This is a genomic window from Symbiopectobacterium sp., from assembly GCF_047692315.1.
GTDB lineage: Bacteria > Pseudomonadota > Gammaproteobacteria > Enterobacterales > Enterobacteriaceae > Symbiopectobacterium.
The window spans coordinates 97,259-124,073 of sequence record NZ_JBLLJS010000024.1; the positions used below are offsets into that span (position 1 = coordinate 97,259).

At 50.7% G+C, this 26,815-nt stretch carries 31 protein-coding genes, 1 tRNA gene and 5 pseudogenes; 26 read left to right on the forward strand and 11 right to left on the reverse strand.

Translation table 11 applies throughout. The features are described from left to right. Window positions 1–236 precede the first annotated feature (236 nt). From sucA to ACMZI0_RS14995, 17 genes and pseudogenes are all read left to right on the forward strand, one after another. Window positions 237–3,044 carry a 2-oxoglutarate dehydrogenase E1 component gene (sucA, locus tag ACMZI0_RS14915; RefSeq protein ID WP_415673533.1) on the forward strand — a complete coding sequence of 936 codons (2,808 nt, stop codon included), beginning with the start codon at window positions 237–239 and terminating at the stop codon, window positions 3,042–3,044. Between the two features lie 15 nt (window positions 3,045–3,059). Next, entirely contained in the window at window positions 3,060–4,283 is a 1,224-nt protein-coding gene (gene odhB / locus ACMZI0_RS14920; RefSeq protein WP_415673534.1) for a 2-oxoglutarate dehydrogenase complex dihydrolipoyllysine-residue succinyltransferase, read from the forward strand. Window positions 4,284–4,440: 157 nt separating this feature from the next. Beyond that, window positions 4,441–5,607: an ADP-forming succinate--CoA ligase subunit beta gene (gene sucC / locus ACMZI0_RS14925; protein ID WP_415673535.1), complete on the forward strand. Its 1,167-nt coding sequence runs from the start codon at window positions 4,441–4,443 to the stop codon at window positions 5,605–5,607. 4 nt (window positions 5,608–5,611) lie between these two features. After that, the gene (gene sucD, locus ACMZI0_RS14930; protein WP_415673536.1) at window positions 5,612–6,484 is read left to right on the forward strand and encodes a succinate--CoA ligase subunit alpha; all 873 of its coding nucleotides are present in this window, start codon (window positions 5,612–5,614) and stop codon (window positions 6,482–6,484) included. A 466-nt stretch (window positions 6,485–6,950) separates the two neighbouring features. Further along, entirely contained in the window at window positions 6,951–7,223 is a 273-nt protein-coding gene (locus ACMZI0_RS14935) for a hypothetical protein (protein WP_415673537.1), read from the forward strand. Beyond that, window positions 7,216–8,784: a cytochrome ubiquinol oxidase subunit I gene (gene cydA, locus ACMZI0_RS14940; protein ID WP_415673538.1), complete on the forward strand. Its 1,569-nt coding sequence runs from the start codon at window positions 7,216–7,218 to the stop codon at window positions 8,782–8,784. Before ACMZI0_RS14935 ends, cydA begins: the two co-directional genes overlap by 8 nt. A gap of 13 nt (window positions 8,785–8,797) precedes the next feature. Next, window positions 8,798–9,916, forward strand: a complete 1,119-nt coding sequence (gene cydB, locus ACMZI0_RS14945) for a cytochrome d ubiquinol oxidase subunit II (protein ID WP_415673539.1) — start codon at window positions 8,798–8,800, stop codon at window positions 9,914–9,916. A gap of 15 nt (window positions 9,917–9,931) precedes the next feature. Further along, the gene (gene cydX / locus ACMZI0_RS14950; RefSeq protein WP_415673671.1) at window positions 9,932–10,054 is read left to right on the forward strand and encodes a cytochrome bd-I oxidase subunit CydX; all 123 of its coding nucleotides are present in this window, start codon (window positions 9,932–9,934) and stop codon (window positions 10,052–10,054) included. Continuing rightward, window positions 10,051–10,345 (forward strand): annotated as a pseudogene (gene ybgE, locus ACMZI0_RS14955) (cyd operon protein YbgE). Before cydX ends, ybgE begins: the two are co-directional and overlap by 4 nt. A 135-nt stretch (window positions 10,346–10,480) precedes the next feature. Continuing rightward, the gene (gene ybgC, locus ACMZI0_RS14960; RefSeq protein ID WP_415673540.1) at window positions 10,481–10,885 is read left to right on the forward strand and encodes a tol-pal system-associated acyl-CoA thioesterase; all 405 of its coding nucleotides are present in this window, start codon (window positions 10,481–10,483) and stop codon (window positions 10,883–10,885) included. Continuing rightward, a complete protein-coding gene (gene tolQ, locus ACMZI0_RS14965) occupies window positions 10,882–11,565 on the forward strand; it encodes a Tol-Pal system protein TolQ (RefSeq protein WP_415673541.1) in 684 nt (227 codons plus the stop codon). The genes ybgC and tolQ overlap by 4 nt, the downstream gene beginning before the upstream one ends. A gap of 12 nt (window positions 11,566–11,577) precedes the next feature. Then, entirely contained in the window at window positions 11,578–12,000 is a 423-nt protein-coding gene (gene tolR, locus ACMZI0_RS14970) for a colicin uptake protein TolR (RefSeq protein ID WP_415673542.1), read from the forward strand. A gap of 77 nt (window positions 12,001–12,077) precedes the next feature. Then, entirely contained in the window at window positions 12,078–13,097 is a 1,020-nt protein-coding gene (gene tolA, locus ACMZI0_RS14975; RefSeq protein WP_415673543.1) for a cell envelope integrity protein TolA, read from the forward strand. A 154-nt stretch (window positions 13,098–13,251) separates the two neighbouring features. Further along, window positions 13,252–14,544 carry a Tol-Pal system beta propeller repeat protein TolB gene (gene tolB, locus ACMZI0_RS14980; protein ID WP_415673544.1) on the forward strand — a complete coding sequence of 431 codons (1,293 nt, stop codon included), beginning with the start codon at window positions 13,252–13,254 and terminating at the stop codon, window positions 14,542–14,544. A 32-nt stretch (window positions 14,545–14,576) separates the two neighbouring features. Then, window positions 14,577–15,083 (forward strand): peptidoglycan-associated lipoprotein Pal, encoded by a 507-nt coding sequence (gene pal / locus ACMZI0_RS14985; protein WP_415673545.1) that lies wholly within the window; start codon window positions 14,577–14,579, stop codon window positions 15,081–15,083. A gap of 9 nt (window positions 15,084–15,092) precedes the next feature. Beyond that, window positions 15,093–15,887, forward strand: a pseudogene (cpoB, locus tag ACMZI0_RS14990) (cell division protein CpoB). A 171-nt stretch (window positions 15,888–16,058) separates the two neighbouring features. Continuing rightward, window positions 16,059–16,134 (forward strand) — tRNA-Lys (locus ACMZI0_RS14995). Between the two features lie 14 nt (window positions 16,135–16,148). Here the strand turns inward: ACMZI0_RS14995 and ACMZI0_RS15000 are convergent. From ACMZI0_RS15000 to ACMZI0_RS15035, 8 genes and pseudogenes are all read right to left on the reverse strand, one after another. Further along, a pseudogene (locus ACMZI0_RS15000) lies at window positions 16,149–17,308 on the reverse strand (site-specific integrase). Further along, window positions 17,191–17,523 (reverse strand): helix-turn-helix domain-containing protein, encoded by a 333-nt coding sequence (locus ACMZI0_RS15005; protein ID WP_415673672.1) that lies wholly within the window; start codon window positions 17,521–17,523, stop codon window positions 17,191–17,193. The pseudogene ACMZI0_RS15000 and the gene ACMZI0_RS15005 overlap by 118 nt, the downstream one beginning before the upstream one ends. A 341-nt stretch (window positions 17,524–17,864) precedes the next feature. After that, window positions 17,865–18,242: a hypothetical protein gene (locus ACMZI0_RS15010; protein WP_415673546.1), complete on the reverse strand. Its 378-nt coding sequence runs from the start codon at window positions 18,240–18,242 to the stop codon at window positions 17,865–17,867. 47 nt (window positions 18,243–18,289) lie between these two features. Next, window positions 18,290–18,604, reverse strand: a complete 315-nt coding sequence (locus ACMZI0_RS15015) for a hypothetical protein (protein ID WP_415673547.1) — start codon at window positions 18,602–18,604, stop codon at window positions 18,290–18,292. A gap of 181 nt (window positions 18,605–18,785) precedes the next feature. Then, the gene (locus tag ACMZI0_RS15020) at window positions 18,786–19,043 is read right to left on the reverse strand and encodes a hypothetical protein (protein WP_415673548.1); all 258 of its coding nucleotides are present in this window, start codon (window positions 19,041–19,043) and stop codon (window positions 18,786–18,788) included. A gap of 70 nt (window positions 19,044–19,113) precedes the next feature. Next, window positions 19,114–19,356, reverse strand: a complete 243-nt coding sequence (locus ACMZI0_RS15025) for a hypothetical protein (protein ID WP_415673549.1) — start codon at window positions 19,354–19,356, stop codon at window positions 19,114–19,116. Between the two features lie 325 nt (window positions 19,357–19,681). Then, window positions 19,682–19,888 (reverse strand): hypothetical protein, encoded by a 207-nt coding sequence (locus ACMZI0_RS15030; RefSeq protein ID WP_415673550.1) that lies wholly within the window; start codon window positions 19,886–19,888, stop codon window positions 19,682–19,684. A 2-nt stretch (window positions 19,889–19,890) separates the two neighbouring features. Further along, window positions 19,891–20,136, reverse strand: a complete 246-nt coding sequence (locus tag ACMZI0_RS15035) for a hypothetical protein (RefSeq protein WP_415673551.1) — start codon at window positions 20,134–20,136, stop codon at window positions 19,891–19,893. 494 nt (window positions 20,137–20,630) lie between these two features. On the opposite strand from ACMZI0_RS15035, the gene ACMZI0_RS15040 reads away from it, so the two are divergent. After that, window positions 20,631–20,837: a hypothetical protein gene (locus ACMZI0_RS15040; protein ID WP_415673673.1), complete on the forward strand. Its 207-nt coding sequence runs from the start codon at window positions 20,631–20,633 to the stop codon at window positions 20,835–20,837. 33 nt (window positions 20,838–20,870) lie between these two features. On the opposite strand, the gene ACMZI0_RS15045 is transcribed toward ACMZI0_RS15040, so the two are convergent. The 3 genes from ACMZI0_RS15045 to ACMZI0_RS15055 all read right to left on the reverse strand — a co-directional run bounded on the left by ACMZI0_RS15045 (window position 20,871) and on the right by ACMZI0_RS15055 (window position 22,458). Then, a complete protein-coding gene (locus tag ACMZI0_RS15045) occupies window positions 20,871–21,041 on the reverse strand; it encodes a hypothetical protein (RefSeq protein ID WP_415673552.1) in 171 nt (56 codons plus the stop codon). Then, on the reverse strand, window positions 21,035–21,418 hold the full coding sequence (locus ACMZI0_RS15050; protein ID WP_415673553.1) for a hypothetical protein: 384 nt from the start codon (window positions 21,416–21,418) through the stop codon (window positions 21,035–21,037). The genes ACMZI0_RS15045 and ACMZI0_RS15050 overlap by 7 nt, the downstream gene beginning before the upstream one ends. Before the next feature lie 305 nt (window positions 21,419–21,723). Next, window positions 21,724–22,458 (reverse strand): XRE family transcriptional regulator, encoded by a 735-nt coding sequence (locus ACMZI0_RS15055; protein ID WP_415673554.1) that lies wholly within the window; start codon window positions 22,456–22,458, stop codon window positions 21,724–21,726. A gap of 110 nt (window positions 22,459–22,568) precedes the next feature. Here ACMZI0_RS15055 and ACMZI0_RS15060 point away from each other — a divergent pair, with 110 nt between their 5' ends. The 8 genes and pseudogenes from ACMZI0_RS15060 to ACMZI0_RS15095 all read left to right on the forward strand — a co-directional run bounded on the left by ACMZI0_RS15060 (window position 22,569) and on the right by ACMZI0_RS15095 (window position 26,647). Beyond that, window positions 22,569–22,793, forward strand: coding sequence for a transcriptional regulator (locus tag ACMZI0_RS15060; protein WP_415673555.1), 225 nt, complete (start codon window positions 22,569–22,571; stop codon window positions 22,791–22,793). A 104-nt stretch (window positions 22,794–22,897) separates the two neighbouring features. Then, window positions 22,898–23,194 carry a CII family transcriptional regulator gene (locus tag ACMZI0_RS15065; RefSeq protein ID WP_415673556.1) on the forward strand — a complete coding sequence of 99 codons (297 nt, stop codon included), beginning with the start codon at window positions 22,898–22,900 and terminating at the stop codon, window positions 23,192–23,194. Between the two features lie 18 nt (window positions 23,195–23,212). Further along, window positions 23,213–23,749: a hypothetical protein gene (locus ACMZI0_RS15070; protein WP_415673557.1), complete on the forward strand. Its 537-nt coding sequence runs from the start codon at window positions 23,213–23,215 to the stop codon at window positions 23,747–23,749. A 73-nt stretch (window positions 23,750–23,822) separates the two neighbouring features. Beyond that, a pseudogene (locus ACMZI0_RS15075) lies at window positions 23,823–24,277 on the forward strand (replication protein); the annotation flags it as partial. Window positions 24,278–24,568: 291 nt separating this feature from the next. Next, window positions 24,569–25,302, forward strand: a pseudogene (locus ACMZI0_RS15080) (ATP-binding protein). Window positions 25,303–25,460: 158 nt separating this feature from the next. Then, the gene (locus tag ACMZI0_RS15085; RefSeq protein WP_415673558.1) at window positions 25,461–25,766 is read left to right on the forward strand and encodes a hypothetical protein; all 306 of its coding nucleotides are present in this window, start codon (window positions 25,461–25,463) and stop codon (window positions 25,764–25,766) included. Window positions 25,767–25,769: 3 nt separating this feature from the next. Continuing rightward, on the forward strand, window positions 25,770–26,126 hold the full coding sequence (locus ACMZI0_RS15090) for a phage protein NinX family protein (protein ID WP_415673559.1): 357 nt from the start codon (window positions 25,770–25,772) through the stop codon (window positions 26,124–26,126). A 68-nt stretch (window positions 26,127–26,194) separates the two neighbouring features. After that, window positions 26,195–26,647 (forward strand): recombination protein NinB, encoded by a 453-nt coding sequence (locus ACMZI0_RS15095; protein ID WP_415673560.1) that lies wholly within the window; start codon window positions 26,195–26,197, stop codon window positions 26,645–26,647. Window positions 26,648–26,815: the final 168 nt, after the last annotated feature.

The following is a 26,815-nucleotide window of genomic DNA, read 5'->3' on the forward strand; positions in this document are numbered from 1 at the left end:
TGTGTAGTGGTAAGACGTAACATGATTATCCCCCGGCTGGCTGCGGGGGATGATTAGGAAACCTTTAAAAACGGGCTTGTGCGCCAAACCGGTTTTTAAAGGTTCCTTAAAGGGTAAGGATACCCTGGCCCTGTGTACCAGGCAGGGAAATGAACCGTTTACGGTGCCCCGTTTTTTACGGCACAGGACATGTTAACCACGGCGAAAACTGAAGCTTATTAGCTTAAGGGATCACAATGCAGAACGGCGCAATGAAGGCCTGGCTGGATTCCTCCTATCTGGCGGGCGCGAACCAGTCCTACATAGAACAGCTCTATGAAGATTTTTTAACCGATCCGGATTCTATCGATCTTAGCTGGCGGTCTATCTTCCAGCAGTTGCCTACGGCGGGGGTCAAACCCGATCAACTGCACTCCAAAACGCGCGACTATTTCCGCCGTCTGGCGAAAGATGCCTCGCGCTTTAGCTCCTCTGTGACCGATCCTGACATTGACGCCAAGCAGGTCAAAGTATTGCAGTTGATTAACGCGTTTCGTTTCCGTGGACATCAGCAAGCCAAGCTGGACCCGATCGATTTACGCCCGCAGATTCCTGTCGCTGAGCTGGATCTGGCCTACCATAACCTGACGGCAGATGACCTTCAAGACGCCTTTAACGTGGGCTCTTTTGCCATCGGCAAAGAGACCATGAAGCTCGGTGAGTTGTATGACGCCTTGAAACGCACCTATTGCGGTTCTATCGGTGCCGAATACATGCATATCACCAGCACCGATGAAAAACGCTGGATTCAGCAGCGTATTGAATCTATTACCGGCCAGCCTTCTTTTAGCCTGGAAGAGAAGCGCCGCTTCCTGAAAGAACTGACGGCGGCGGAAGGGCTGGAGCGCTATTTAGGGGCCAAATACCCGGGCGCTAAACGCTTCTCGCTGGAAGGTGGCGATGCGCTGGTGCCCATGCTCAAAGAGATGATCCGGCACGCGGGCAGCAATGGCACACGCGAAGTGGTGCTGGGCATGGCGCACCGTGGACGCCTTAACGTGCTGGTTAACGTGCTGGGTAAAAAGCCGCAGGATTTGTTCGATGAATTTGCCGGTAAGCACAAAGAGCATCTCGGCACCGGTGATGTGAAATACCATCAGGGCTTTTCGTCTGAATTCGCGACCGAAGGCGGTCTGGTACACCTGGCTCTGGCGTTTAACCCATCACACCTTGAGATTGTCAGCCCGGTGGTGACCGGTTCCGTGCGTGCGCGCCTCGATCGTCTCAGCAGTGAGAGCGGTCCGCGCGTGTTGCCGGTAACCATTCACGGTGATGCGGCAATCAGCGGGCAGGGCGTAGTTCAGGAACTGCTGAACATGTCCACGGTGCGCGGTTACGAAGTGGGCGGTACGTTGCGTATTGTGATCAACAACCGCATTGGTTTCACCACCTCCAACCCACTGGATATCCGCTCCACCGAATATTGCACCGACATCGGCAAGATGGTGCAGGCACCGATTTTCCACGTTAACGCTGACGATCCGGAAGCGGTTGCCTATGTGACGCGTCTGGCATTGGATTTCCGCAATCAATTTAAACGCGATGTGTTTATCGATCTGATTTGCTACCGCCGCTATGGTCACAACGAAGCGGATGAGCCAAGTGCGACGCAGCCGATGATGTACCAGAAGATCAAAAAACACCCGACACCGCGTAAAGTGTATGCCGATCGTCTGGAACAGGAAAAAAGCATCACGCTGGAAGACGCCACCGAGCAAGTGAATCTGTATCGTGATGCGTTGGATGCGGGGGACTGCGTAGTCGGAGAGTGGCGTGAAATGGACATGCAGTCCTTCACCTGGACGCCTTACCTGAACCACGAGTGGGATGAACCTTATCCGCACAAAGTGGAGATGAAACGCCTGCAAGAGTTGGCAAAGCGTATCAGTGAGGTGCCGGAAGCCATTGAAATGCACCCGCGCGTCGTCAAAGTGTACGCCGACCGTGCCGGAATGGCGCTGGGCAATAAACCGTTCGATTGGGGCGGTGCGGAAACCCTGGCCTACGCCACGCTGGTAGATGACGGTATTCCTATCCGTATTTCTGGTGAAGACAGCGGCCGTGGCACCTTCTTCCACCGTCACGCCGTGGTGCACAACCAAAAGAACGGTTCCAGCTACACCCCGCTGGAACATGTGCACAACGTGCAGGGCAAGTTTAACGTATGGGACTCGGTGCTGTCCGAAGAAGCGATTCTGGCATTTGAATATGGATATGCGACGGCAGAGCCACGCACGCTGACTATTTGGGAAGCGCAGTTCGGTGATTTCGCTAACGGCGCGCAAGTGGTGATCGATCAGTTCATCAGCTCCGGCGAGCAGAAGTGGGGACGCATGTGCGGCCTGGTGATGCTGCTGCCGCATGGCTATGAAGGTCAAGGTCCGGAGCACTCTTCTGCGCGCCTTGAACGCTATCTGCAACTGTGTGCTGAGCAAAACATGCAGGTGTGCATTCCGTCGACCCCGGCGCAGGTTTACCATATGTTGCGTCGTCAGGCATTGCGCAGCATGCGGCGTCCGCTGGTGGTCATGTCACCGAAATCACTGTTGCGCCATCCGTTGGCGATCTCTTCGCTGGAAGAGCTGGCAAACGGCGCATTCCAACCAGCTATTGGTGAAATTGACGAACTCGATCCGCAAGGAGTGAAGCGCGTCGTGCTCTGTTCCGGCAAGGTCTACTATGATTTATTGGAACAGCGTCGGAAGAATGAACAGAACAACGTGGCGATTGTGCGTATCGAACAGCTTTACCCGTTCCCGCAGCAGGCGGTGCAGGCGGCGTTAGAGCCTTTTGCGCACGTGCATGATTTTGTCTGGTGTCAGGAAGAGCCGCTCAATCAGGGGGCCTGGTATTGCAGCCAGCACCATTTCCGCGAAGTGATTCCCTTTGGAGCGTCTTTGCGTTACGCCGGACGCCCGGCCTCCGCCTCACCGGCGGTCGGTTATATGTCTGTGCATCAGAAACAACAGCAAGATCTGGTTAACGACGCGCTGAACGTTGATTAAATAAAAGGATAGATAATGAGTAGCGTAGATATTCTTGTCCCTGACCTCCCCGAATCGGTAGCTGATGCTTCCGTGGCGACCTGGTACAAAAAGCCGGGTGACAGCGTCCAGCGTGATGAAGTGCTGGTCGAAATTGAAACGGACAAAGTGGTGCTGGAAGTGCCTACGCCAGAAGCCGGCGTGCTTGATGCCGTGCTGGAAAGCGAGGGGGCTACGGTAACATCGCGCCAAATCCTTGGGCGCCTGCGTCGCGGTGACAGTTCCGGTAAAGAAACCAGCGAAAAAGCGCAGAGCAAAGAGCCTACTCCTGCCCAACGCCATACCGCAGGGTTGACGGAAGAGAACAACGACGCGCTCAGCCCGGCGATTCGTCGCCTGATTGGTGAGCACGGTCTGGATGCGGCTGCGATTAAAGGCAGCGGCGTAGGTGGCCGTATCACGCGTGAAGATGTGGAAAAACATCTGGCGGCGCAGATGCAGGCTGCCAGCAGCAGTGACAAAAAAGTGGAGAAAGCGGAAGCTGCGCCGGCTCTGGCTCATCGCAGCGAAAAACGCGTACCGATGACGCGTCTGCGTAAGCGTGTTGCCGAACGCCTGCTCGAAGCGAAAAACAGCGCCGCCATGTTGACGACCTTCAACGAAGTCAACATGCAGCCGATCATGAATCTGCGCCAGCAGTACGGTGAAGCGTTTGAAAAACGCCACGGCGTGCGTCTGGGTTTTATGTCGTTCTATATCAAAGCCGTGGTGGAAGCGCTGAAACGCTACCCCGAGGTGAACGCCTCCATTGATGGCGAAGATGTGGTGTACCACAACTATTTCGATGTCAGTATCGCGGTATCGACGCCGCGCGGGCTGGTAACGCCGGTGCTGCGCGATGTGGATGCACTGGGTATGGCTGACGTTGAGAAGAAAATCAAAGATCTCGCTGTTAAAGGGCGCGACGGCAAGCTGACGGTAGAAGAACTGACCGGCGGTAATTTTACCATTACCAACGGCGGTGTGTTCGGCTCCCTGATGTCTACGCCGATCATCAACCCGCCGCAAAGCGCGATTCTGGGCATGCATGCCATTAAAGACAGACCTATAGCAGTGGATGGTCAGGTGGTTATTCTGCCGATGATGTATCTGGCGCTTTCTTACGATCACCGTTTGATCGATGGTCGCGAATCCGTGGGCTTTTTGGTCACGGTAAAAGAGATGCTGGAAGATCCAACACGCCTGCTGCTGGATGTATAGCGCGTGGTGACGTAGACCGCCGCAGCCTGCCGAGCGGTGGCCATACGGCAAGAGGTATTGGTTTGATTTGTGCTATGCAGCCGCCCCGTGGCGGCATTATCCAATAATATCAAGAAAGTCATGCGACTTATCTTCTAACCGAGATGGATAGAACATCATGAATTTACATGAATATCAGGCAAAACAGCTCTTTGCTCGATATGGCCTGCCGGCACCAACCGGTTATGCCTGTACCACGCCGCGCGAAGCAGAAGAAGCCGCCTCTAAAATTGGCGCCGGGCCGTGGGTCGTGAAGTGCCAGGTGCATGCAGGTGGCCGCGGTAAAGCGGGCGGCGTGAAAGTGGTGAGCAGCAAAGAAGATATTCGCGCGTTTGCGGAAAACTGGCTGGGCAAAAATCTGGTGACCTACCAAACGGATGCGCAAGGGCAGCCTGTACATCAGATTCTGGTGGAAGCTGCAACGGATATCGATCAAGAACTCTATCTCGGTGCCGTGGTCGATCGCGCTACGTGTCGGGTAGTGTTTATGGCCTCGACAGAAGGCGGGGTGGAAATTGAAAAAGTGGCGGAAGAGACGCCGAAACTGATTCATAAAGCCGCGCTCGACCCGCTGACAGGCCCGCAGCCTTATCAGGGCCGTGAGCTGGCCTTTAAACTGGGGCTGAGCGGCAAGCAAGTGGCGCAGTTCACCAAGATTTTTATGGGGCTGGCCACTCTGTTCCTGGAACGCGATCTGGCGCTGGTGGAGATTAACCCGCTGGTGATCACCAAGCAGGGCGATCTGGTCTGTCTGGACGGCAAACTCGGTGCTGATGGTAACGCGCAGTTCCGTCAGCCGGAACTGCGCGAAATGCGCGATCCGAGCCAGGAAGATTCCCGCGAAGCGCATGCTGCGCAGTGGGAACTGAACTATGTGGCGCTCGATGGCAACATTGGCTGCATGGTGAACGGTGCTGGCCTTGCCATGGGCACCATGGACATCGTTAAACTGCACGGCGGCGCTCCGGCTAACTTTCTGGATGTGGGCGGTGGTGCAACCAAAGAGCGCGTGACCGAAGCCTTCAAAATCATTCTCTCCGACGACAACGTGAAAGCGGTACTGGTCAATATCTTTGGCGGTATCGTGCGCTGCGACCTGATTGCCGATGGCATCATCGGTGCAGTAGCCGAAGTGGGCGTTAACGTACCTGTGGTGGTGCGCCTGGAAGGAAACAATGCGGAACTGGGTGCAAAGAAACTGGCGGACAGCGGCCTGAATATCATTGCCGCCACCAGTTTGACAGATGCGGCTCAGCAGGTTGTGAAGGCAGCGGAGGGTAAATAAAATAATGTCTATTTTGATTGATAAGCACACTAAAGTCATTTGCCAGGGATTTACCGGCAGCCAAGGCACCTTCCATTCTGAGCAAGCACTCGCTTACGGTACGCAACTGGTGGGCGGCGTGACGCCCGGTAAAGGCGGCACAGAACATTTGGGCTTGCCGGTGTTTAATACTGTGCGCGAAGCGGTGGAAGCCACAGGGGCTACTGCCTCGGTGATCTATGTCCCGGCTCCGTTTTGTAAAGACTCGATTCTGGAGGCGATTGATGCCGGTATCGAACTGGTTATTTGTATCACAGAAGGCATCCCGACGCTGGATATGCTGACAGTGAAAGTGAAGCTGGAACAGAGCGGCGTGCGGATGATTGGGCCGAACTGTCCGGGTGTTATCACCCCGGGTGAGTGCAAGATTGGCATTATGCCAGGGCACATTCATAAACCGGGTAAGGTGGGGATTGTTTCTCGTTCAGGAACGCTGACCTACGAAGCGGTTAAGCAGACCACGGATACCGGGCTTGGCCAGTCTAGCTGTGTAGGTATCGGCGGCGACCCGATTCCGGGTTCCAATTTTATCGATATTCTGGCGCTGTTCGAACAGGATCCGCAAACCGAGGCCATCGTGATGATCGGTGAAATCGGTGGTACTTCGGAAGAAGAAGCGGCTGCCGATATCAAAGCGCATGTGACCAAACCGGTGGTGGGGTACATTGCTGGGGTGACGGCACCGAAGGGCAAGCGTATGGGCCATGCTGGCGCCATCATCGCGGGGGGTAAAGGCACGGCGGATGACAAATTCGCTGCGTTGGAAGCCGCTGGTGTAAAAACGGTACGCAGCCTGGCGGATATCGGCGAGGCGGTAAAAGCGGTGCTGGCGCGGTAATCTCTTGCCGTAGTCGCGTGCTGTGCTGTTAACAGCAGGGGCCATCTTGGGATGGCCCTTTTTTATGTATTTCTAAATGCTATGACTTGCCATCGGCACAGTAAATAAAAGCGGTTAATAATAAAGAACCGTGATTAATTGAGCACCCAATATATTAACTATAACAACATTAAATTAACAATTTAAACAATATGGATATCATTAAATCATCTACGCTTAATAACAAGTGAAATTAAATCTGTCCCGCCAGGTCAAAAATTGGTTTGCTAATTGATGCTGTTGTTAAGTTTATTTCTACATTTACTTAACAAGTAAGCGCATGGCGAAAACCTGGTAAACCAGAAATTAACATCAGTCGCGCTATTTGCGTCAGATCAAAATCTTAAGCTGGCTATAAACAGGGAAATACGCTTAAATTGCGCCACATCAATTTCTACTAAAGGTGCGCCAGAAGGGTAAAGTTGATTTGAAACCAAAAACACAATCTGTGTCACGTAACAATCTATTTATTGTAGGGAATTACAGGCGTAATATAGCTGCTACCCTGTTTGTGGTATCGTTTTTAGCTATTTTTAACGTGTTTTCTTTGGCGTGTTATTGGTTTAACGGTGAACTCTCGCTGTTTATAAAAGCCGGTTCTGAAGCAATTTTCTGTTGTGTTCTTTTTGGGTGTTTAGCGGCTTGTCTGCATTTACAAGCTAAAACCTTCCTGCGAGGAGCAAGGAGTCAAGATGTTTGATATAGTCGAACTGTCACGTTTACAGTTTGCCTTAACCGCGATGTACCACTTCCTTTTCGTACCATTAACGCTGGGGATGGCGTTTTTGTTAGCGATCATGGAAACGGTCTATGTGCTAACGGGCAAACAAATCTACAAGGATATGACCAAGTTCTGGGGCAAATTGTTTGGTATCAACTTTGCGCTGGGCGTGGCCACCGGGCTGACCATGGAGTTCCAGTTCGGTACTAACTGGTCCTATTTCTCTCACTATGTCGGGGACATTTTCGGCGCACCGCTAGCGATTGAAGGCTTGATGGCGTTCTTCCTCGAATCAACGTTTGTTGGCTTGTTCTTCTTTGGCTGGGATCGCCTGGGCAAAGTGCAACACATGGCCGTGACCTGGCTGGTGGCGTTGGGGTCTAACTTCTCCGCACTGTGGATTCTGGTAGCGAACGGCTGGATGCAAAACCCCATCGCTTCCGAATTCAATTTCGAAACCATGCGTATGGAAATGGTGAGCTTCTCGCAACTGGTGCTGAACCCGGTTGCGCAGGTGAAATTCGTCCATACCGTTGCAGCAGGCTACACCACCGGTGCCATGTTCATTCTGGGTATCAGTGCTTACTATCTGCTTAAGGGCCGTGATTTGGCCTTTGCCAAACGTTCATTCGCGATTGCTGCCAGCTTCGGCACCGCTGCTGTGCTGTCTGTTATCGTACTGGGTGATGAATCCGGTTATGAAATGGGCGACGTGCAAAAAACCAAACTGGCCGCGATTGAAGCCGAGTGGGAAACTCAACCGGCACCTGCCAGCTTTACGCTGTTCGCCATTCCTAATCAGGAAAAAATGGAGAACCAGTTCGCGGTGCGCATTCCGTTTATGCTGGGGCTTATCGCCACGCGTTCGACGGACGGCGTTGTGCTGGGGCTGCGTGAGCTGATGGATGGTCATCAGGTGCGTATTCGTAACGGCATGAAAGCGTATGAATTGCTGGAACAGCTGCGCGCGGGTAATACCGATCCGGCAGTGCGTGAAGCCTTTAACCAGACCAAACAGGATCTGGGATACGGTATGCTGCTTAAACTCTATACGGCAGATGTTGCTAACGCCACCGAAGCGCAAATTCAGCAGGCAACCAAGGATTCCATTCCTCGCGTAGCGCCGCTTTACTTCTCGTTCCGTATCATGGTGGCCTGTGGCGTGCTGATGCTGCTGATTATCGGCTTGTCGTTCTGGAGCGTGATCAGAAACCGTATCGGTAAGAACAAACTGCTGCTGCGTGCTGCCCTGTTCGGTATTCCGTTGCCGTGGATTGCGGTTGAAGCCGGTTGGTTTGTTGCTGAGTACGGTCGCCAGCCGTGGGCTATCGGTGAAGTGCTGCCAACGGCGGTGGCGAACTCTTCGCTGACGGCCGGAGACATCCTGTTATCAATGGGTCTGATCTGCGGTCTGTATACGATGTTCCTGGTCGCCGAAATGTATCTGATGTTCAAATTCGCGCGCCTCGGCCCAAGCAGCCTGAAAACAGGGCGTTACCACTTTGAACAGCCGTTGACGCTGGCTCAGGACGCACGGTAAACAGGAGTCCACTATGTTTGAATATGAAGTATTACGTTTTATCTGGTGGCTGTTGATTGGCGTGCTGATGATCGGTTTCGCCATTACTGACGGCTTTGATATGGGGGTCGGTGTGCTGGTGCGCGTGATGGGGCGTAATGATGTAGAACGCCGTATCATGATCAACAGTATCGCACCGCACTGGGACGGGAACCAGGTGTGGTTGATCACCGCTGGCGGGGCGCTGTTTGCTGCCTGGCCGATGGTGTATGCCGCTGCGTTCTCTGGTTTCTATATCGCGATGATTTTAGTGCTGGCATCGCTGTTCTTCCGTCCGATCGGTTTTGACTACCGTTCCAAGCTGGAAGACGCGCGCTGGCGCAACATGTGGGACTGGGGCATCTTTATTGGTAGCTTCGTGCCGCCAGTGGTGATTGGTGGGGCATTCGGTAACCTGTTGCAGGGCGTGCCGTTCCATATCGATGCCAGTGCTCGCTTGTTCTATACCGGTAACTTCTTCCAACTGCTCAATCCGTTTGGCCTGTTGGCGGGCGTTGTCAGCCTGACCATGATTTTGGCGCAGGGTGCAACCTACCTGATGATGCGTACCAATGGCGATCTGTATGTGCGCTCAAAAGGTGCGGCTCAACTGTCTGCGTTGGTAATGATGGTGACCTTTGCTTTGGCTGGCGTGTGGGTGATTTACGGTATCGATGGTTATACCATCACCTCCGTGTTGGACAAGGCGGCTGAGTCTAACCCGCCGCACAAAGAAGTCGCACATCAGGCCGGTGCCTGGTTGGCTAACTTCACTGCGCATCCGGTGCTGTGGGCGATCCCGCTGTTGACTATCGCGACGGCGCGTGCGAACAAGGGCAGCCTGGCATTCCTGTTCAGCTCGCTGACTATCGCCTGCGTTATCCTGACCGCAGGGGTTGCCATGTTCCCGTTTGTGATGCCTTCCATCACGCAACCGAACGTGAGCCTGACCATGTGGGATACCACCTCAAGCCTGTACACGCTGAAAGTGATGACGATCGTCGCGATTATTTTTGTACCCATCGCGCTCTCTTATACTGCATGGTGTTACTACAAAATGTTCGGTCGCATTACCAAAGAGCATATTGAACAGAACACCCATTCTCTATACTAAGTAAGGAGCTTAATGATGTGGTATTTTGCCTGGATACTCGGAACGCTTTTTGCTTGCTCGCTGGGGATTATTACCGCTCTGGCGTTAGAGCAGAGTGAAGCAACAAAAGCGAAAGCGGCAGAAGATAACGCGCAATGAGTAGTCTGGTTGATAAACTCTACCAGCTAATGGACAAGGGCCCATTACGGGCTCTTGCCTTGACTCATGGCGTTGCTGATGGCAGGGTGTGTGATGTGGGATCCGACACGCTTTGCCGCGCGCACCAGCGCGTTGGAAATTTGGCAAGGCCCGTTGCTGGTATGGGCCGTTTGCACCGGCGTAATATACGGGGTAGGGTTTCGCCAACAGCGCTTGCTGTGGCGCGTGATTTTTGCGCCTTTTCCTGCCTTTGTGATCCTGCTCGTAGGGCTTATTTACTTCTTTCGCTAATATCACTGCCTATTCCGTTTGGGTTATGGGTTGCTTGCAACCCATAATTATTTTATTTCCCTCTAAGCTAGCCATTCCAAACCTCATTTCTCTTGCGTATAGTAGCAGTGTTTCGTTGTATTACCGGGATGTAGAGTGAGCAATACGTTGTTTCGTTGGCCTGTGCGTGTCTATTATGAAGACACAGACGCCTGTGGCGTGGCGTATTACGCCTATTATATCACCTTCTATGAGCGTGCGCGAACAGAAATGTTACGCCAGCACGGCTTTCATCAGTGCGCTTTGCTGGAAGAGCATGTGGCTTTCGCTGTGCGCCGGATGGCGGTCGAATATTTTTCTCCGGCTCGTCTGGATGATTTACTGAACGTAGAGAGTGAAATCACAGTGATACGCGGTGCTTCTCTCACGTTCGCTCAGCGTACTCTCAATTCTCACGGCGATCTGTTGAGTCAGGCCGACGTATTGATCGCTTGTATCGATCCACATCACATGAAGCCCATCGCGCTTCCTAAGTCTATTGTCGCGGAGTTTAAGCAGTGACTGACATGAATATCCTTGATTTGTTCCTGAAAGCCAGTCTTTTAGTGAAACTTATCATGCTGGTTTTGATTGGTTTTTCCATCGCCTCTTGGGCGATCATCATTCAACGCACGCGTATTTTGAATACCGCTACGCGTGAAGCTGAAGCCTTTGAAGATAAATTCTGGTCAGGCATTGAACTCTCCCGGTTGTACCAGGAAAGCCAAACGCGCCGCGATTCGTTGGCAGGTTCAGAGCAGATCTTCTATTCCGGCTTCAAAGAATTTGCCCGCTTGCATCGGGCTAACAGCCATGCGCCAGAGGCGGTGGTGGAGGGCGCTTCTCGCGCCATGCGTATTTCTCTGAATCGCGAACTGGAAATGCTTGAAACCCATATCCCGTTTTTGGGAACTGTTGGTTCCATCAGCCCGTATATCGGCCTGTTTGGCACCGTGTGGGGGATCATGCATGCCTTTATCGCACTGGGTGCGGTGAAGCAGGCCACGTTGCAAATGGTTGCTCCGAGTATTGCAGAGGCACTGATTGCTACCGCAATTGGCCTGTTTGCCGCGATCCCGGCGGTAATGGCGTATAACCGCCTGAATCAGCGTGTGAATAAACTGGAGCAGAACTACGACAACTTCATGGAAGAGTTCATCGCTATCCTGCATCGTCAGGCCTTCTCCGAAAGTGGCAAGTAATCAGGAGGCAGCATGGCTCGTTCACGTGGTCGCCGGGATTTAAAATCCGAAATTAACATCGTTCCGTTGCTGGACGTGTTGCTGGTGTTGTTGCTGATTTTCATGGCGACGGCACCGATCATCACGCAGAGCGTGGAAGTGGATTTGCCGGATGCGACGGATTCTAAGACCGTTTCCAGTAACGATAACCCACCGGTGATCGTTGAGGTGTCTGGCGTCGGCCAGTACAGCCTGGTCATCGAACAAAAGCGGATGGAACAACTGCCCGCTGAGCAGATTGTGGCAGAAGCCCAGGCGCGTATGGCTGAAAACCCCAAGTCGGTGTTTCTGATCGGGGGCGCGAAAGACGCGCCTTATGATGAGATCATCAAAGCGCTGAACTTGCTGCGCCAGGCTGGGGTCAAATCAGTAGGTCTGATGACTCGGCCTATATAATCAATGCGTTGCAGTCAAAGCATGATGTTTTTTCTGGCAATCGTTAATTACGGCAACACAGTATTTGGGAACCGCTTGTGCTAAAGGCCACCGAAAAACCTGATAAGTTGAAATGCGCTTTTATTGTCTCGGCCGTTTTGCACATCATACTGATTGCTTTGTTGGTTTGGAGCTCATTCCATTCCTCGATGGATGCCAGTGGCGGCGGTGGCGGCGGCTCGGCAATCGATGCGGTTATGGTTGATCCTAATGCCGTCGTTGAACAGTACAACCGCCAGCAACAGCAGCAGAGCGATGCAAAGCGTGCTGAACGGTTGCGCAAAAAGCAGGCTGAACAGCAAGCTGAAGAGTTGCATCAAAAGCAGGCTGCTGAGCAACAACGTTTAAAAGAACTTGAAAAAGAGCGTCTTGCGGCGCAGGAAGAGGCCAAGCAGCAGGCGCAAGAGCAAGCTGAACAACGCAAGCAGGCGGAAGCCGCTGCGGCCAAGGCTAAAGAACAGCAACAGCAGGCAGAAGCGGCTGCCGCGAAAGCAAAAGCGGAAGCAGAGCAACAAGCAAAAGCCGCCGCTGACGCAAAGAAAAAAGCTGAAGAAGAAGTGAAGAAACAGGCAGCCGCTGCCGCAGCCGCGAAGAAGCAGGCTGAGGAAGAGGCCAAGGCTAAAGCGGCAGCAGACGCGAAAGCTAAAGCTGCTGAGGATAAAAAAGACGCCGCCCAGTCTGATTCAGTAGACGATTTGCTCGGTGGTTTGGCATCGTCGAAAAATGCCCCTAAATCGGGTGGCGGTGCGCCAGCCGGTGCCGGCGCGGCGAAAAAGAGTGGCGCATCGGGTGCAGCCCTTGACAGCTACGGCGGTCAGGTGCGCGCGGCGATCCAGAGGAAATTCTATGATTGGCAGCTTTATCGGGGTAAAACCTGTACATTGCGCATCAAACTTGCACCGGATGGTCTGTTAGTTTCCGTTGAGGCGGAAAGTGGCGATCCGGCACTGTGTCAGGCGGCGATTGCCGCAGCGAAGCAGGCAAGAATACCGAAGCCGCCAAGCACGGATGTGTATGAAGCTTTCAAAAACGCACCGATTGATTTCAAACCGCAATAATCGGAATGTGCTGTACCCGACGCTAAAGGGGTCGATGCGGCACCTTTAGGACAAGGACGATGGCATCACTCCCTGGTATTGTGTTTTGTTGATACCGGTTTGTTAAAATTCTGCTAATTTATCTAAGGCGATACGTCTGGATAAGGGAGATGAAATGAAGCAGGCATGTAAAGTTGCACTAGGTTTTTTAATGCTGTGGGTCACAGCGCTGCACGCCGAAGTGCGTATCGAGATTACCCAAGGGGTTGACTCGGCACGTCCTATCGCCGTGGTTCCGTTCAAGTGGGCTGGCGGCGGTGCAGCTCCTGAGGATATTGGCGGTATCGTTGGCGCGGATCTGCGTAACAGCGGTAAATTCAATCCTATCGATCCCAGCCATATGCCGCAGCAGCCGGGTTCCGCCTCGGAAGTCACCCCTGCTGCCTGGACGGCTCTGGGTATTGATTTTGTTATCGTCGGTCAGGTTCAGCCAGGTGCTGATGGCAGCTACGTGATCTCTTACCAATTGGTGGATACCTCGGGTAACCCGGGCAGCGTATTGGCGCAAAACCAGTTCAAGGTCACCAAGCAGTGGCTGCGTTACGCCGCGCACACCGCCAGCGATGAAGTGTTCCAGAAATTAACGGGCATCAAAGGTGCATTCCGTACCCGTATCGCCTATGTGGTACAGACCAATGGCGGTCAGTTCCCTTATGAACTGCGCGTATCTGACTACGATGGTTACAACCAGTTTGTGGTACATCGCTCTCCGGAGCCGCTGATGTCACCGGCCTGGTCGCCAGATGGCAGCAAAGTAGCGTACGTGACCTTCGAAAGTGGTCGTTCTGCACTGGTGATTCAAACGCTGGCGAATGGTGCTATCCGTCAGGTTGCTTCTTTCCCGCGCCATAACGGCGCACCGGCGTTCTCCCCGGATGGCAGCAAACTGGCCTTTGCGCTTTCCAAGAGCGGCAGCCTGAACCTGTATGTCATGGGCATCGGCTCCGGTCAGATCCGCCAGGTGACGGATGGTCGCAGCAATAATACTGAGCCAACCTGGTTCCCCGATAGCCAAACTTTGGCATATACTTCTGATCAGGCTGGACGTCCACAAGTCTACAAAATTAACGTCAATGGCGGAGCTCCGCAGCGTCTCACGTGGGAAGGGGCGCAGAATCAGGACTCAGAAGTCAGTGACGATGGAAAAATGTTAGTGATGGTGAGTTCCAACGGTGGTGCTCAGCATACCGCTACACAAGATCTGGTGACGGGGGCCGTTCAAGTCATTACGGGCACCTATCTGGACGAAACGCCGAGTATCGCACCGAACGGCACAATGGTGATTTACAGCTCTAAGCAAGGGCTGGGTTCAGTGCTGCAACTGGTGTCTACTGACGGGCGTTTCAAAGCGCGTCTTCCGGCAACTGATGGTCAGGTTAAATTCCCTGCCTGGTCGCCGTATTTATAAACATAAATAATTTTTTTCAAAGGACATAAGAGATGCAATTCAATAAAGTACTGAAAGGCCTGATGTTGGCTCTGCCGGTGCTGGCTATCGCCGCATGTAGTTCACACAAGAAAGACGGCAATGACCAGTCTACCGTTGGCACTGCAGGCAGCGGTTATGAAAACGGCAATATGTCTTCTTCTGAGCAGGCTCGCCTGCAAATGCAAGAGCTGCAACGCAACAATATCGTCTACTTCGATCTGGACAAGTACGATATCCGTTCTGATTTCGCTCAGATGCTGGACGCGCACGCTTCCTTCCTGCGTAGCAACCCGTCCTACAAAGTGACCATCGAAGGTCATGCTGACGAACGTGGTACACCGGAATACAACATCGCGCTGGGCGAACGTCGTGCGAATGCCTTGCAGATGTATCTGCAAGGCAAAGGCGTTTCTTCCGATCAGATCTCTATCGTTTCTTACGGTAAAGAGAAACCTGCGGTTCTGGGTCATGACGAAGCTGCATGGTCCAAAAACCGTCGTGCGGTCCTGGTATACTAAGAGCATTGCATGAACAGTAACTTCAGACGTCATCTCGTGGGTCTGTCGTTATTGGTTGGCGTAGCGGTCCCTTGGGCCGCTACTGCCCAAGCGCCAATCAGTAATGTCGGCTCTGGCTCGGTGGAAGACCGTGTCACCCAAATGGAGCGTATTTCCAACGCTCACAGCCAGCTTTTAACTCAACTTCAGCAGCAGCTTTCTGATACGCAGCGCGATATTGATAGTTTGCGCGGGCAGATTCAGGAAAATCAGTACCAGTTAAATCAGGTTGTTGAACGCCAGAAGCAAATCTATCAGCAAATAGATAGTATGGGCTCTTCGTCTTCAACGCCGTCGGCATCGTCTTCTTCTGCGCCGTCCACTGATACGGGTGCCTCCACCTCCAGCCCCGCCAGTAATGGTGCGGGCGCGGCGGCGCCAGCCAGTACCGGTGACGCCAACAGCGACTACAACGCTGCGGCTGCACTGGTGTTAGAGAAGAAACAGTACGACCAGGCAATTGTCGCCTTTCAGGCATTTATCAAGAAGTATCCTGATTCAACCTACCAGCCTAATGCCAACTACTAGCCGGGTCAGTTGAACTACAACAAAGGTAAGAAAGACGCCGCCGCCTACTATTTTGCGAACGTGGTCAAGAATTACCCCAAATCCCCCAAAAGTTCTGAAGCCTTGTTCAAGGTTGGGGTGATCATGCAGGAAAAGGGTCAGACGGATAAAGCGAAGGCTGTCTACCAGCAGGTCATCAAACAATATCCCAACACCGAAAGTGCCAAGCAGGCGCAAAAATGGCTGACTGGGCTTTAACCCCTTTTCAGGCACAAAAATTGCGCTGCATGAGCGATTTTTGTGCTTTGCCGTTTGATGATTAAGCAGTTAAACAGTTTTTCAGGAAAATAGGTTGCACTGAGCGGATAAGTTAGTAATATATGCCGCCGTTGCCAAGGCAAGGTGAAAACGCCGTGGTGGCACAATGATGGGTCGTTAGCTCAGTCGGTAGAGCAGTTGACTTTTAATCAATTGGTCGTAGGTTCGAGCCCTACACAACCCACCAACAATATCAATCACTTATATCGCATTCTTTATTTCCACAATTATCCCTTGTGCCGTATTTTTGCCATTCTTGGCAAAAATGCTGTCTATTTGTTTGGCATGTTGAGTTAAATGATTTGGCGACAGATGTGCATATCTGCGTACCATTTCTATTGACTCCCAGCCACCCATCTCTTGTAATGCAGATAAAGGAGCGCCGGATTGAACTAACCAACTCGCCCATGTATGTCGCAAATCATGAAAGCGAAAGTTTTCAATTCCGGCCCTTTTTAATGCAGCATGCCAAGCCTTATTTCCATCAACCCTTAATTTCCTTATTTCTGGTGTTTTTTTCACCATTAGGTTTTGTCGCTGATATTTCGTGAACAAATACCCAGCGGTGATGTTTCCCTATCTGCCCGCGTAATACTCCGCATGCCGTATCGTTCAGCGCAACCCCCTATCGCTTTTCCGCCTTTTGCATTCTCTGGATGAATCCATGCCATCTTTCTCTGCATGTCCACCTGAGACCACTCAAGGTCAAGAATGTTAGAGCGGCGCAGGCCAGTAGCTAGGGTGAACGTCACAACCGGCTTCAGGTGGTCTGGCAACTCATCTATAAGCGTTCTCTCCTCATCGTGAGTTAGCCAGCGGATCCGCTTGTTTCTCGGCTGCCTAGCCTTAACAACTGGCAAGGAGTTAAGCCATACCCATTTGTTAGCCGCTATCCGTAGCAGCGCACGCATGAACGCCTGTAGAGAGTATTTGGTTGATTCAGATATCGGCTTTGGCCTGTACGCCGAAACGGATTTCCCCTCGCGCTTCATCCTGTCACGCATCTCTTCCCATCGCGCTCTGTGCTTCCGGTCATATGCTTTCGATATCGCTACCTGAATCTGGTCATTCGTTATCGTAGACAACTCCCGTCCGTGGAAGTGATCGAGGAAAAACGTTATTTTCGACTTGTCAGCATCCAATGACCGCTTATGCGATTTCTCTCGCAGCCACCGAATGCACGCCTCATCGAACAGCTTAACCGGAGCCTCACCCAGTTTTGCAGATCGCCAAGAATCAGCCTTTAGCTTGTCGTGGAGTTCCTGCGCCTCTCGCTTGTCTTCCGTCCCAAGAGACTGTCTAACTCGCTTCCCATCCGGCGTAGTGAAATCACAGTGCCAGATACCATTCCTTTGTTTGATTGACATGGTTTTGTCTCGGTCATGTCACCCGCATTCACGGCGACAGTGTTGATCGGTTTTGACATCGCTTCAAGGCATGCTGATTTTACGAACCGGTATTTATGTCGCTGTCCAGTGCCGATGTCAGTGGCAGGAAGGATGCCGCGCTGTACGAGTGACTTTATGGTTTCAGGATGGACTTTCAGTAGAGAGGATATTTCTTGCAGGGTTAGCACTTCATCGTTCAATCGTCACCTCACTTAAATAACCCGAAACAAATTCAGCCCGAAGAGGATTGCTACAGTCCATTCAAATATGCTCATGGCTTCCTCCTGTTTCTGAAAAACTCTACGATGCGCTGCACAAGTTCAGCCAGGCACCACACGAAGCAGGCCAGTCCGATAAATGCGCATACAGCGTTCTTCTGCTCCATATGCCAGCTAAAGAGAAATAAAAAGGCCACTGTGATAGTGGCCAATAACCATTTTGGTAACGGTATGCGCATCATGTCACGCTCCATAGCAGCCACGCTGCCAATAAAAAGCCGCTAATAGCTTTGCTGTTAGCGTTGTTCGCTTCATGATTCCCCCTTGGCTTTCGCGATGGCGGCAATAGCCTTTAGTATTTCCTCTGGTGCATCGCCATCTTTCTTTATTTGATTCCATGTACGACCCATTCCCCACTCTCCGTATATTTTGACTTCATTGTGCACAGCCAACTCCAGTAGAGATTCCAGCGCCTCAAACAAATCCGGTGCCGAAACAAGAAGCGCTATATCTGCCCGGTTGCTGAAAATGTAGTATTCATCACATCTCACAACCTCATTTCCATTTGCGCCATATATCCCCGGATTGTTGTAATAAGCGCCAGAATTGTATGTATATGGTTTTTCCTGAACACCATCAGTGAATGACTTCACGCCGAATACCCACAGGCCCTCTGTATGCTTACTCATCCTCATCTCCTTAATTCAGGCGTAAAAAAACCGCTCTCGGCGGCTGGTTAAAGTTCAGGTATTTTTCGCTTACTGCGAGTTTTTCTGTCGGCATCTGCCTTTAATTTTCTTGCGGCAGCCCACCATACCCAATGCCGGCATATCAGACCAAATGCCATCAAATCCTCATAGCTATGTGGGTCTTTTAAATCGCAAAAGAATGGCCCGTTTGCCATCCACAGCATGTGACCACATCTATATGCCGTATAGTGATAATTGTCAGTGGTATTCAGGCGAGGTTCCCACTCTCCGTTTTTAATCTGGCGAATCGCTGCTCTTGCATTTCTGAATCGAAGAGCAAAATTTGAAATGAAAGGTATCATCTACTCCCCCTTATGCTGCGGAGCGGAGGATAAATACGCATCAATGCGCGGCGCAAGGTCTTGCGGATTGAGGTCAACCAAACTCCCGCCACCCCGCCAGCGTTTTGCGCGGCACGGCTATCGAACTATCCGTCGACACCGGAGAGTTGGCGGAGCTGGATCCGCAAAACCGCTCTTGGAGTTATCTTGCGCAGACTGATTCAGGGGTGGATATATAGAATGTCGGCTTCGCTTGTTCGGAATTACCGGACAACTGGAGCATTGCGGCGCGAGCCAGCGAGCCAATACGGGCACGACCTTCTTTCGTGTTGACGTCCGGTACTTCTTTTGCCATTTCGCGGATATGGTTCAGGTAATCTTCAAGGCCATTAGGAACATAAAGCACAGGTGCTTGCTCTGGCTTAATATCTACTGTCGTCAAATCTTTAATTTCACTCATCACTCCCTCCCGTTGATTTATAAATATGCCGACCTAATCGGCATGGGTATAAGCCGAACTTAATCGGCTATTACTGATTTAGCGATGATGCGGCGTAATCTGCGGAACAACTTTTGAAATCAGGCTCATTGTCGTACCTGATATCAAATCCGGGGTAAGTTAATCGACCGAACTCATCACTTTCCGGTTTCTCTGGTGGGTATTTTTTTAAGATTATTGCTATGGTTTCTGCGTTTATCGCTGCTCTCTTTGAGAGATATCGCCTACCTTTCGTTGGAGCTAAATAAACTATCGCTCTCTGCTCCTTAATCATCTCTATCTCCAATGCCCATTAGGGCGGTTATTCGTGCGTTATCTGGTGTTGGCGCGGGGGTTAAAGGTATTTACTGTAAATTCTCTGGCATTCTTTTTCTGCCAGAGTGATTGTCGATTCTAGGTCTGAGGCTCGTGGCTCTGTGTTATTCCCCAAGCCAATTACTTTAAATCCATTTATTGAGCGCTCAACCCTAACGCTAAACTCTGAATAAAGATGATGAAGCCGTTTTTTATGGTTGTCGCTAATTCTGCTTGACATATCTCACCTCTGTACTGATTCAGTTATTAATCGGATGCAATAAAAAAGGCTGCGGTTAGGCAGCCTAATCAATTCCTTTTTTCGCAAGGTTTAAAAAATCTTCGTAAGATAGATTTTCTATTTCAGTAATATGGTTCTTCATATTCGATATCACCTCTTGTTTTGCTCGGTTGAATGCATCCTCATTCTTACCAAGGCATACCTCATGAGGGCGAGGAAAGTAATATCCAGATACGCTTCTTACTGCACGCTCTTTCCCGAATCTATCCATGCTCACCTCGCTTGATAAATGCTTTTGGTTTTCCCGCGATGCCCCGCGCGAAATAGCGCCACATCAGGGATGCATGCTGAGCCGTTGCATTCTTCTTTCACTCGCGGCAACTCAATCAGCGCTTTCAACGTGCGTTCTGAGCATCCAGACATCGCTACTTCGATTTTCTTTGCCAGCCGAATATCTGCGTTCTTCTCTGCTTGGTGCGCAATGGCACGAGCCAGGTTCTTGTGTCTGTTTCTTGGCATTTTAATTTCTCCAGTGGTTTTATGCCTACCGACCTGAACCAGCATCGGCAGGGTAAATCCGCTTGTCGTTTTAGGCTGCTTACGCGTTAAATCGGACGCCACCCGTAACTCAGTGATGCTTTCGCCTCCTCTCCCTCACTACGTCGCCGTGGGAGCCCGACCTGTAACACCGTCGTCGCGCCACCTGAAATCAATCAGGTATTGGTTGCGGTCTAACCGCGTTAGTGCACCATTTCGGCACCTCCTGTTTGGTTAAACATTCTTTTTGGGGTGAAACACCCACGAGTCTATTGTTAAAGAGCGCACATCCGTTTAAGTTCGCCAGCGTCCTGCTGTGATAAGAAAGATAGCTTAAGTTATGATGGTGGTCAATAACTTAATTTATATTTTCATGATAAAAGTTATTTTTTGTTGATAACTAAAGAAATTTATTTTTCACATGGCTATCCGCTTGGTGTGCTATCGTGTAGAAAAGGCAACGGGAGGGCGAGTTGATGGAACATGATGAATTGAAAGAAGACCGTGCAGCGTTCATCGCAGGAGAAATCGACGGGATAGTGATTCAGTTAATCATTGATGGCGTAGAGATAAACCGCGATAACATCGTCGGGCATCTCGAAGCTAAGCGTAAGGCCGTTGGCAATGTCATTCACAAAGGGTTACTGCGCGATTCTGCGGCTATGGTGTGGAAGGGGAAATAGGGCACAAAAAAACCGGCGCTGGCCGGGTTTATGTTAGACGTGTAACGTCTTGATTATTATTCCAGATGCTATAGAAACAATAGCCAGCACAGAAGTTGTTGTCCAAATTATTTGAGATAGTTTGGCATCGGATATTTTTTTATCAACAGCATCAGAAGATGGCTTTTTGGAAAGAGAATCAGTGATGTTATCTAGTTTTACCATGATAACCGCCATATTTTTGTAATAGAATTGACAGTGGTTTCAATGGTAGATACTGATTTCTTCAGCTCGGAGACATCTGTTTTGATGTGCACAAATTCAGTCTCTAGAACTGCTAATCGCTTTTCCATGTCGTCGCCTCCATCTGAGTTTATGTCATTGCTTAATTGTACATCATCAGTTCCAGAATGGTCTAATCCAGATGTAACTGGTTGAGGAATTTGTAAGAAAGCTTCTGAGTAATTTACGATACCTCCAGATAGCGATATCAGACTAATCTTTCCAGCTGCGATTTTTCCAAGGAAGAATGCCTCGGAATCCACCTGGCTACCGAACCCCTGTGACAAATCATCCCTCAGAAGGTTGTGGATCTTCCCCATAATGCGTCTTTAATACCTCATAGAGAGCCTTCATTTGCCGTTCGGTCATTGTTACCGATGCTACATGCTGTGCCTGTACAAGAACCGCAACCTGAAACTCATCCCCTAGTATATACGGGGGTGGATTCATTTCTCATGATTCATTTCTCATAATAAAAGAGAGCTAAAAGCTTGCCCGTTCTGGTCATAGCGACTTATTCCAGCGAAGTCAGCAAAAAATGTAGAAAATCCAGCGGCTTTTGAAATTTCCTTTCTTTCAGACAATTATAAATCCCCCATGTTGTTACACCCACCTGCTATGCTGGCTAGTAGTCCAGCACAGCCCACCAGAACACGCGACCTATGATTTCAACTTCGCTCTCATTGGCTACTTCATCCTCTGGGTTGTTGAAGCTACGGATTATCAGCTTTCCACCCGGCTTGCGGTAAAGCTGCTTGATTCGCTTTAACTGCTTATCACCTGCGCCCGGTTGCCCAATGGCATAGAGCTTGCCGTCAATGATTCGCTTGTTGTTAGTATCTATAGCTACGGTCGATCCATCGCGAATGATTGGCTCCATGCTATCGCCTCTTGCTGGGAAGCAGACCACGCCAGAACCATCTGAATTAGCGCCAATCTTGCGCAATGTGGACTTTGAAAATCGCAGCATAAAGCCGTTATGGTCTTCATCCATGATCCGCCCATCACTACAGGAAAAGTCGATGTCTTTCAGGAAATTAACTTCCACCTCGTCATCTTTCAATGGGGTTTTGCTGTCCCACGGATCTAACTTGCCCCACTCTGATTTTGGCGGGATGGTAGAGTTTGGATTCTGAGGCTCCGCCCCGTCTTGTCTCATTACCCCATTACCTGACTCCAGCCATTCGGGCCGAACGCCAAGAACATTAGCAATAGCTATGGTCCTTTTGCTGCCCTTTGTCTTTCCTGATGTCATTTTCTGGATAGCTGGCTGGGTTAGACCCACAGCTTCACCTAACCGCTCCTGAGAATATCCAGCGGCTTCCATTGCGGCATTTAATCGTTCTGAGAATGTGTTCATCCTCTAAATATATAACCTCGGTTACCCCAATACAAATAACATAGGTTATGGGCAGCGCGCATAACTTGAGTTATTATTAATCTTAATCCATAACCAAAAAAGGACATTTTATGAATTTAGTTATTCAGCGCGCCCTTGGCATCGTCGGAAGCCAGAAGAAACTGGCTGAAGCGTGTGACGTTAGCCAGCCAGCGGTACACAAATGGCTGAACGGCGGAAAGGTTTCTCCTGAAAAGGTTCAAGCCATCGTCAACGCCACTGACGGAATTGTTAAGGCTCATGAAATACGGCCTGATTTGCCGGGAATTTTTCCACATCCTAATCGCGCCGCCTAGCAACACCGCTCTTTAAACAACTTAACCGGTGGGTGCTTCACCCCCAATAACACAGTGGCACCCCACAGGGCTGTCACGTCTTAACAACAGGAAAATAGTAACGAATGGAACATGCAAAAACACGCAAACCGACTCAGCAAGAAATTGATCGCGCTGAAACAGATTTACTCATCACTTTGTCGTCTCTGACTAATCGGGGGCTGGCAAAAATGGTGGGATGTCATGAATCGAAGATAAGCCGTACAGACTGGAGATTTATCGCGTCAGTTTTGTGCGCATTCGGAATGGCATCAGATATCAGCCCAGTTAGTATGGCGTTCTCGTATGCGTTAGAGAACATTTCAAAGAAAAAATCCCCGGTGTGCAAGACCGAGGATTCTCAGGTAACGATGGAATTTTAAACCGATAGGAATAATACCATGATTTTAACTATCAGCAAAACCGCGCTGTTAAGCGCAATGATTTTCCAAGCAAAAGCGGATGTTCGTTATTACCTCAACGGCATCTGTTTTGCTCCAGACAAAAAGCTGTATTCGACTGACGGTCATCGGGCGTTTATCGGTGAGCATGAAACCGATGGGCTGGAAGATCGCATAATCGTCGCTATCAAGGGTGCCAAGCCATCCAAGTTCGATAAAGCCTCGATTGATACCGATACAGGGAATGTTGCTTACCTTGACGAGCATGGCTCTCGCGTTGGCGCTGGCCTGTGTGAAGTCATTGATGGTCGCTTCCCTGACATTGACCACATCGCCTCAAATTTCAAAAGCAAGCCTACAGACGAGATCGGATTTAACGATGGCTATCTGGCTGACATCGAAAAGGCCGCCAAGCTCTACAACCCGAAATTCTGTGGCATCAAGATCAAGCCAAACGGGAACACGGAAGCGTCAATCGTGGAGTTTAACAGCGCTTTCGGCAATGGAACGCTGGTCATCATGCCTATGCGGCTGTAGGGGGTAGGACATGAACGCCGCAGAGGTAATCAAATTCCCCGGTCCTGAGCCGGGGCAATTCAGGAGCAACCGGATGGAGAACCAGAGGCAAGGTTACATCCCGTTGTACCGGAGTATCAGGAAAAAAACATGGGCTAAAGACGTGTTCCTGCGAACCTTGTGGGAAAACCTCTTAATGGACGCAGCCAGAAAGCCATACACAGCGAATTTCAAAGGCCATGTGTGGCACAACCCGGTCAACTGGTGGTGACAGCGGCTGATTTAGGGCTGCAATTGTGTGACAGGAAAGGGAAGCCAATAAGCCGGGACGCAGTGGAGCGGATGCTGTCTGTTTTTGTGCGAGAGGGGATGATTTCTATCGACGGCGAGAAGCAAAAGGGAAGGGTGATCACCATCCTGAACTACGCCGAATATGCCGAAAAAATAGACAATTTACCCGCACATGAAGCCACACAAACATCCGCACAACATGAACAAGAAGGTAATAACAAGAATATAAATAATAAACCCCCTATATCCCCCAAGGGGGAATCACCAAAGTTCGATCCTCTCAGCGTCCCAATTCCTGAATGGCTAGACCGCCAAGCATGGAGTGATTGGGTAAGTAACCGCTCTGAGATGAAAAAGCCGATAAAGACCGAGCGCGGAATTAACGCCGCATTCAAGCTGCTGAAAGAATGCCTTGATGAAGGTCACGGTCATAAACAACAGCATTGCCAATGGCTACCAAGGCTTGTTCAAGCCGAAATTCCCGCTCAGGAAAACAGGTGTTGCCAGACCTAGCCGACCCATGAACCACATACCGGAGGGCTTTACAGGATGAGCGATTTAATTCGACGCCTACAGGCCGCCATGCCAGCAGGTATCAAACCAAAGTTCACAACGCCGGAAGAGTGGCTGGCGTGGCAACGGGAGCAGGGCCGGAAGGATTCGGAGCGCATTGCTGAACTGAACCGCATTTCCCGCCTGCAAAAAATCCTCGGACGTTCCGGCATTCAGGAGCTTCACCGGGAGTGCACATTCCAGAACTACAACGCTGACCTTCCTGCGCAGCGTACGCACTGGATAAGGCGAAGCGGTACGCGAATGAGGTTCGGTGGGTTTATTTTCAGCGGCGGCTGTGGCACCGGCAAAAACCACCTAGCGGCGGCAATCGGCAATCACCTGCTGTCGAAAAACAAATCGGTGCTGGTTGTTACCGTTCCGACCTGATGATGCGCTTTCGTGAGACGTATCAGGACGGCGCGAAGGTGTCAGAAGCCGACCTGATGAACGACCTGTGCAACGTTGACCTGCTGATTCTTGACGATATCGGCGTGCAGCGTGGGAACCAGAACGAAGAGATTGTCTTGTTCCAGATAGTGGATCGCCGCCTGTCTGCAAAGAAACCCGTAGGCATGCTGACAAACCTCGACGTGGAAAAACTAACCGCGCTACTCACTGAGCTAATCATGGACAGGATGCGCATGGACGGCGGCATGTGGGTAAATTTCGACTGGCCCAGCTATCGGTCTCATGATGGAAATTACTACAGACGATTACGACGTAATTAACGCCTATGCAACCGACAGGCTATGGCATGACCGAGTAAGCACAACGGAAGCCGTTAATGCTCAAAAGTTCTTCGCTAAAACCATTGTCGAATTATTTATTTTTGACATGAGATTAGCTCACAAGCATGGCTGGCAGCCAAACAAACAGGGGGAGTGATATGGACATAATCAAATTAAACCAAGCATGCCGAATTCAAGCGGCTGGTGGCGAAAATCGCATTGAGTTTGAGCCAATTTACATTCAGGTAAGCCACATCGAGTCGTTTTATTCTGCTGGGCGCACTGTGCTGAAAATGACAAGCGGTGACCGGATCGAAGTAGAACAGACACTGGAAGAGACAGTTGCATTAATACTAGGAAGCAATTCCGAGACAAAAATGAGCTATACACCTGCCCTAAATGCGGTGGAAGTGGTCGGTCTGCTGGTTGTGATGAGTGCATACCTTACTGATAAAAGGGGGTGAAGAGTGAAAGTAAAAACTAGCGAGTTGACGGGCGCAGAGTTGGATTGGGCTGTGGCAGAAGCTATAGGTGGTGATCCGATATTGCATATGACATCTGGAACCGCTTTTGTCGAGAGGAATGGATCGGTTTTTTCGCCATCGTCAGACTGGGGGCAGCTGGGGGAAATCATAAATACGGTAGAGATAGTTATTGGCAACCACCCATCCGGGGAGGGTGATAATAAATTCTGGGGTAGCGCCCACAGTTTCAAGTCGGGCACTAGTTTTCAAACATGGGATGGTGCTGCCATTGCTGCATGTCGGGCCATAGTCGCCTCAGTGCATGGTGATGAAATCGACTTGCCGGAGGGCTTGCAATGAGTGAGTCAAAGCCACAGCGCCGCGTTGTGTGCGCCGCTAACCGATATGAATCAACTAAGGGGTAATTATTGAAACAGGTTTACTTCTTGGTAGACCAAGCCAGAAAGAACAACGCCATTCAATTCATCCAGCAATTACCCACCGATTCAGATAAGCCTCTCACCATCACCATTCAGGACCGAAACCGGACGCTTGAGCAGAACGCTCGGCTTTGGGCCACACTGCGCGACATCAGCGAGCAGGTCGTTTGGTATGGGCGAAAGATGGATTCGGAGAGTTGGAAGCACGTTTTCACCGCGGCGTTAAAGCGGCAAGAGACGGTGCCTGGAATCGATGGCGGCTTTGTAGTGCTTGGTCAATCAACATCAAAAATGCGAGTCAGTGAGATGCGCGACCTTATCGAGCTTATGAAAGCGTTCGGCGCGGAACGTGGCGTTAAGTGGAGCGAAGAATCAAGACTGGCTATCGAATGGGCTGAAAGATGGGGGAAGCAAAGTGAGCACACGAAAACTAATCCGTGAGTATTTCAAATCTAACGACAAAGCAACATACACCCAGATACGTGAACACTGTGAAAGCCATGGCTTCCATAGCGGAAATATATCATTCGCTGTGAATGACATGATGAATCGCGGCGAACTGGATAGGACGGGAAAGTATGGCGCTTACCAGTATTTTCCGACTGAAAA

Excerpts from the sequence above, each read along its gene's own strand:
- sucA (WP_415673533.1), top strand. The coding sequence starts at position 237 with ATGCAGAACGGCGCAATGAAGGCCTGGCTGGATTCCTCCTATCTGGCG.
- odhB (WP_415673534.1), top strand. The coding sequence starts at position 3,060 with ATGAGTAGCGTAGATATTCTTGTCCCTGACCTCCCCGAATCGGTAGCT.
- sucC (WP_415673535.1), top strand. The coding sequence starts at position 4,441 with ATGAATTTACATGAATATCAGGCAAAACAGCTCTTTGCTCGATATGGC.
- sucD (WP_415673536.1), top strand. The coding sequence starts at position 5,612 with ATGTCTATTTTGATTGATAAGCACACTAAAGTCATTTGCCAGGGATTT.
- cydA (WP_415673538.1), top strand. The coding sequence starts at position 7,216 with ATGTTTGATATAGTCGAACTGTCACGTTTACAGTTTGCCTTAACCGCG.
- cydB (WP_415673539.1), top strand. The coding sequence starts at position 8,798 with ATGTTTGAATATGAAGTATTACGTTTTATCTGGTGGCTGTTGATTGGC.
- cydX (WP_415673671.1), top strand. The coding sequence starts at position 9,932 with ATGTGGTATTTTGCCTGGATACTCGGAACGCTTTTTGCTTGCTCGCTG.
- tolR (WP_415673542.1), top strand. The coding sequence starts at position 11,578 with ATGGCTCGTTCACGTGGTCGCCGGGATTTAAAATCCGAAATTAACATC.
- tolB (WP_415673544.1), top strand. The coding sequence starts at position 13,252 with ATGAAGCAGGCATGTAAAGTTGCACTAGGTTTTTTAATGCTGTGGGTC.
- pal (WP_415673545.1), top strand. The coding sequence starts at position 14,577 with ATGCAATTCAATAAAGTACTGAAAGGCCTGATGTTGGCTCTGCCGGTG.
- ACMZI0_RS15010 (WP_415673546.1), bottom strand. The coding sequence starts at position 18,242 with ATGAGTAAGCATACAGAGGGCCTGTGGGTATTCGGCGTGAAGTCATTC.
- ACMZI0_RS15015 (WP_415673547.1), bottom strand. The coding sequence starts at position 18,604 with ATGATACCTTTCATTTCAAATTTTGCTCTTCGATTCAGAAATGCAAGA.
- ACMZI0_RS15020 (WP_415673548.1), bottom strand. The coding sequence starts at position 19,043 with ATGAGTGAAATTAAAGATTTGACGACAGTAGATATTAAGCCAGAGCAA.
- ACMZI0_RS15025 (WP_415673549.1), bottom strand. The coding sequence starts at position 19,356 with ATGATTAAGGAGCAGAGAGCGATAGTTTATTTAGCTCCAACGAAAGGT.
- ACMZI0_RS15030 (WP_415673550.1), bottom strand. The coding sequence starts at position 19,888 with ATGGATAGATTCGGGAAAGAGCGTGCAGTAAGAAGCGTATCTGGATAT.
- ACMZI0_RS15035 (WP_415673551.1), bottom strand. The coding sequence starts at position 20,136 with ATGCCAAGAAACAGACACAAGAACCTGGCTCGTGCCATTGCGCACCAA.
- ACMZI0_RS15040 (WP_415673673.1), top strand. The coding sequence starts at position 20,631 with ATGGAACATGATGAATTGAAAGAAGACCGTGCAGCGTTCATCGCAGGA.
- ACMZI0_RS15045 (WP_415673552.1), bottom strand. The coding sequence starts at position 21,041 with ATGGTAAAACTAGATAACATCACTGATTCTCTTTCCAAAAAGCCATCT.
- ACMZI0_RS15050 (WP_415673553.1), bottom strand. The coding sequence starts at position 21,418 with ATGGGGAAGATCCACAACCTTCTGAGGGATGATTTGTCACAGGGGTTC.
- ACMZI0_RS15055 (WP_415673554.1), bottom strand. The coding sequence starts at position 22,458 with ATGAACACATTCTCAGAACGATTAAATGCCGCAATGGAAGCCGCTGGA.
- ACMZI0_RS15060 (WP_415673555.1), top strand. The coding sequence starts at position 22,569 with ATGAATTTAGTTATTCAGCGCGCCCTTGGCATCGTCGGAAGCCAGAAG.
- ACMZI0_RS15065 (WP_415673556.1), top strand. The coding sequence starts at position 22,898 with ATGGAACATGCAAAAACACGCAAACCGACTCAGCAAGAAATTGATCGC.
- ACMZI0_RS15070 (WP_415673557.1), top strand. The coding sequence starts at position 23,213 with ATGATTTTAACTATCAGCAAAACCGCGCTGTTAAGCGCAATGATTTTC.
- ACMZI0_RS15085 (WP_415673558.1), top strand. The coding sequence starts at position 25,461 with ATGGACATAATCAAATTAAACCAAGCATGCCGAATTCAAGCGGCTGGT.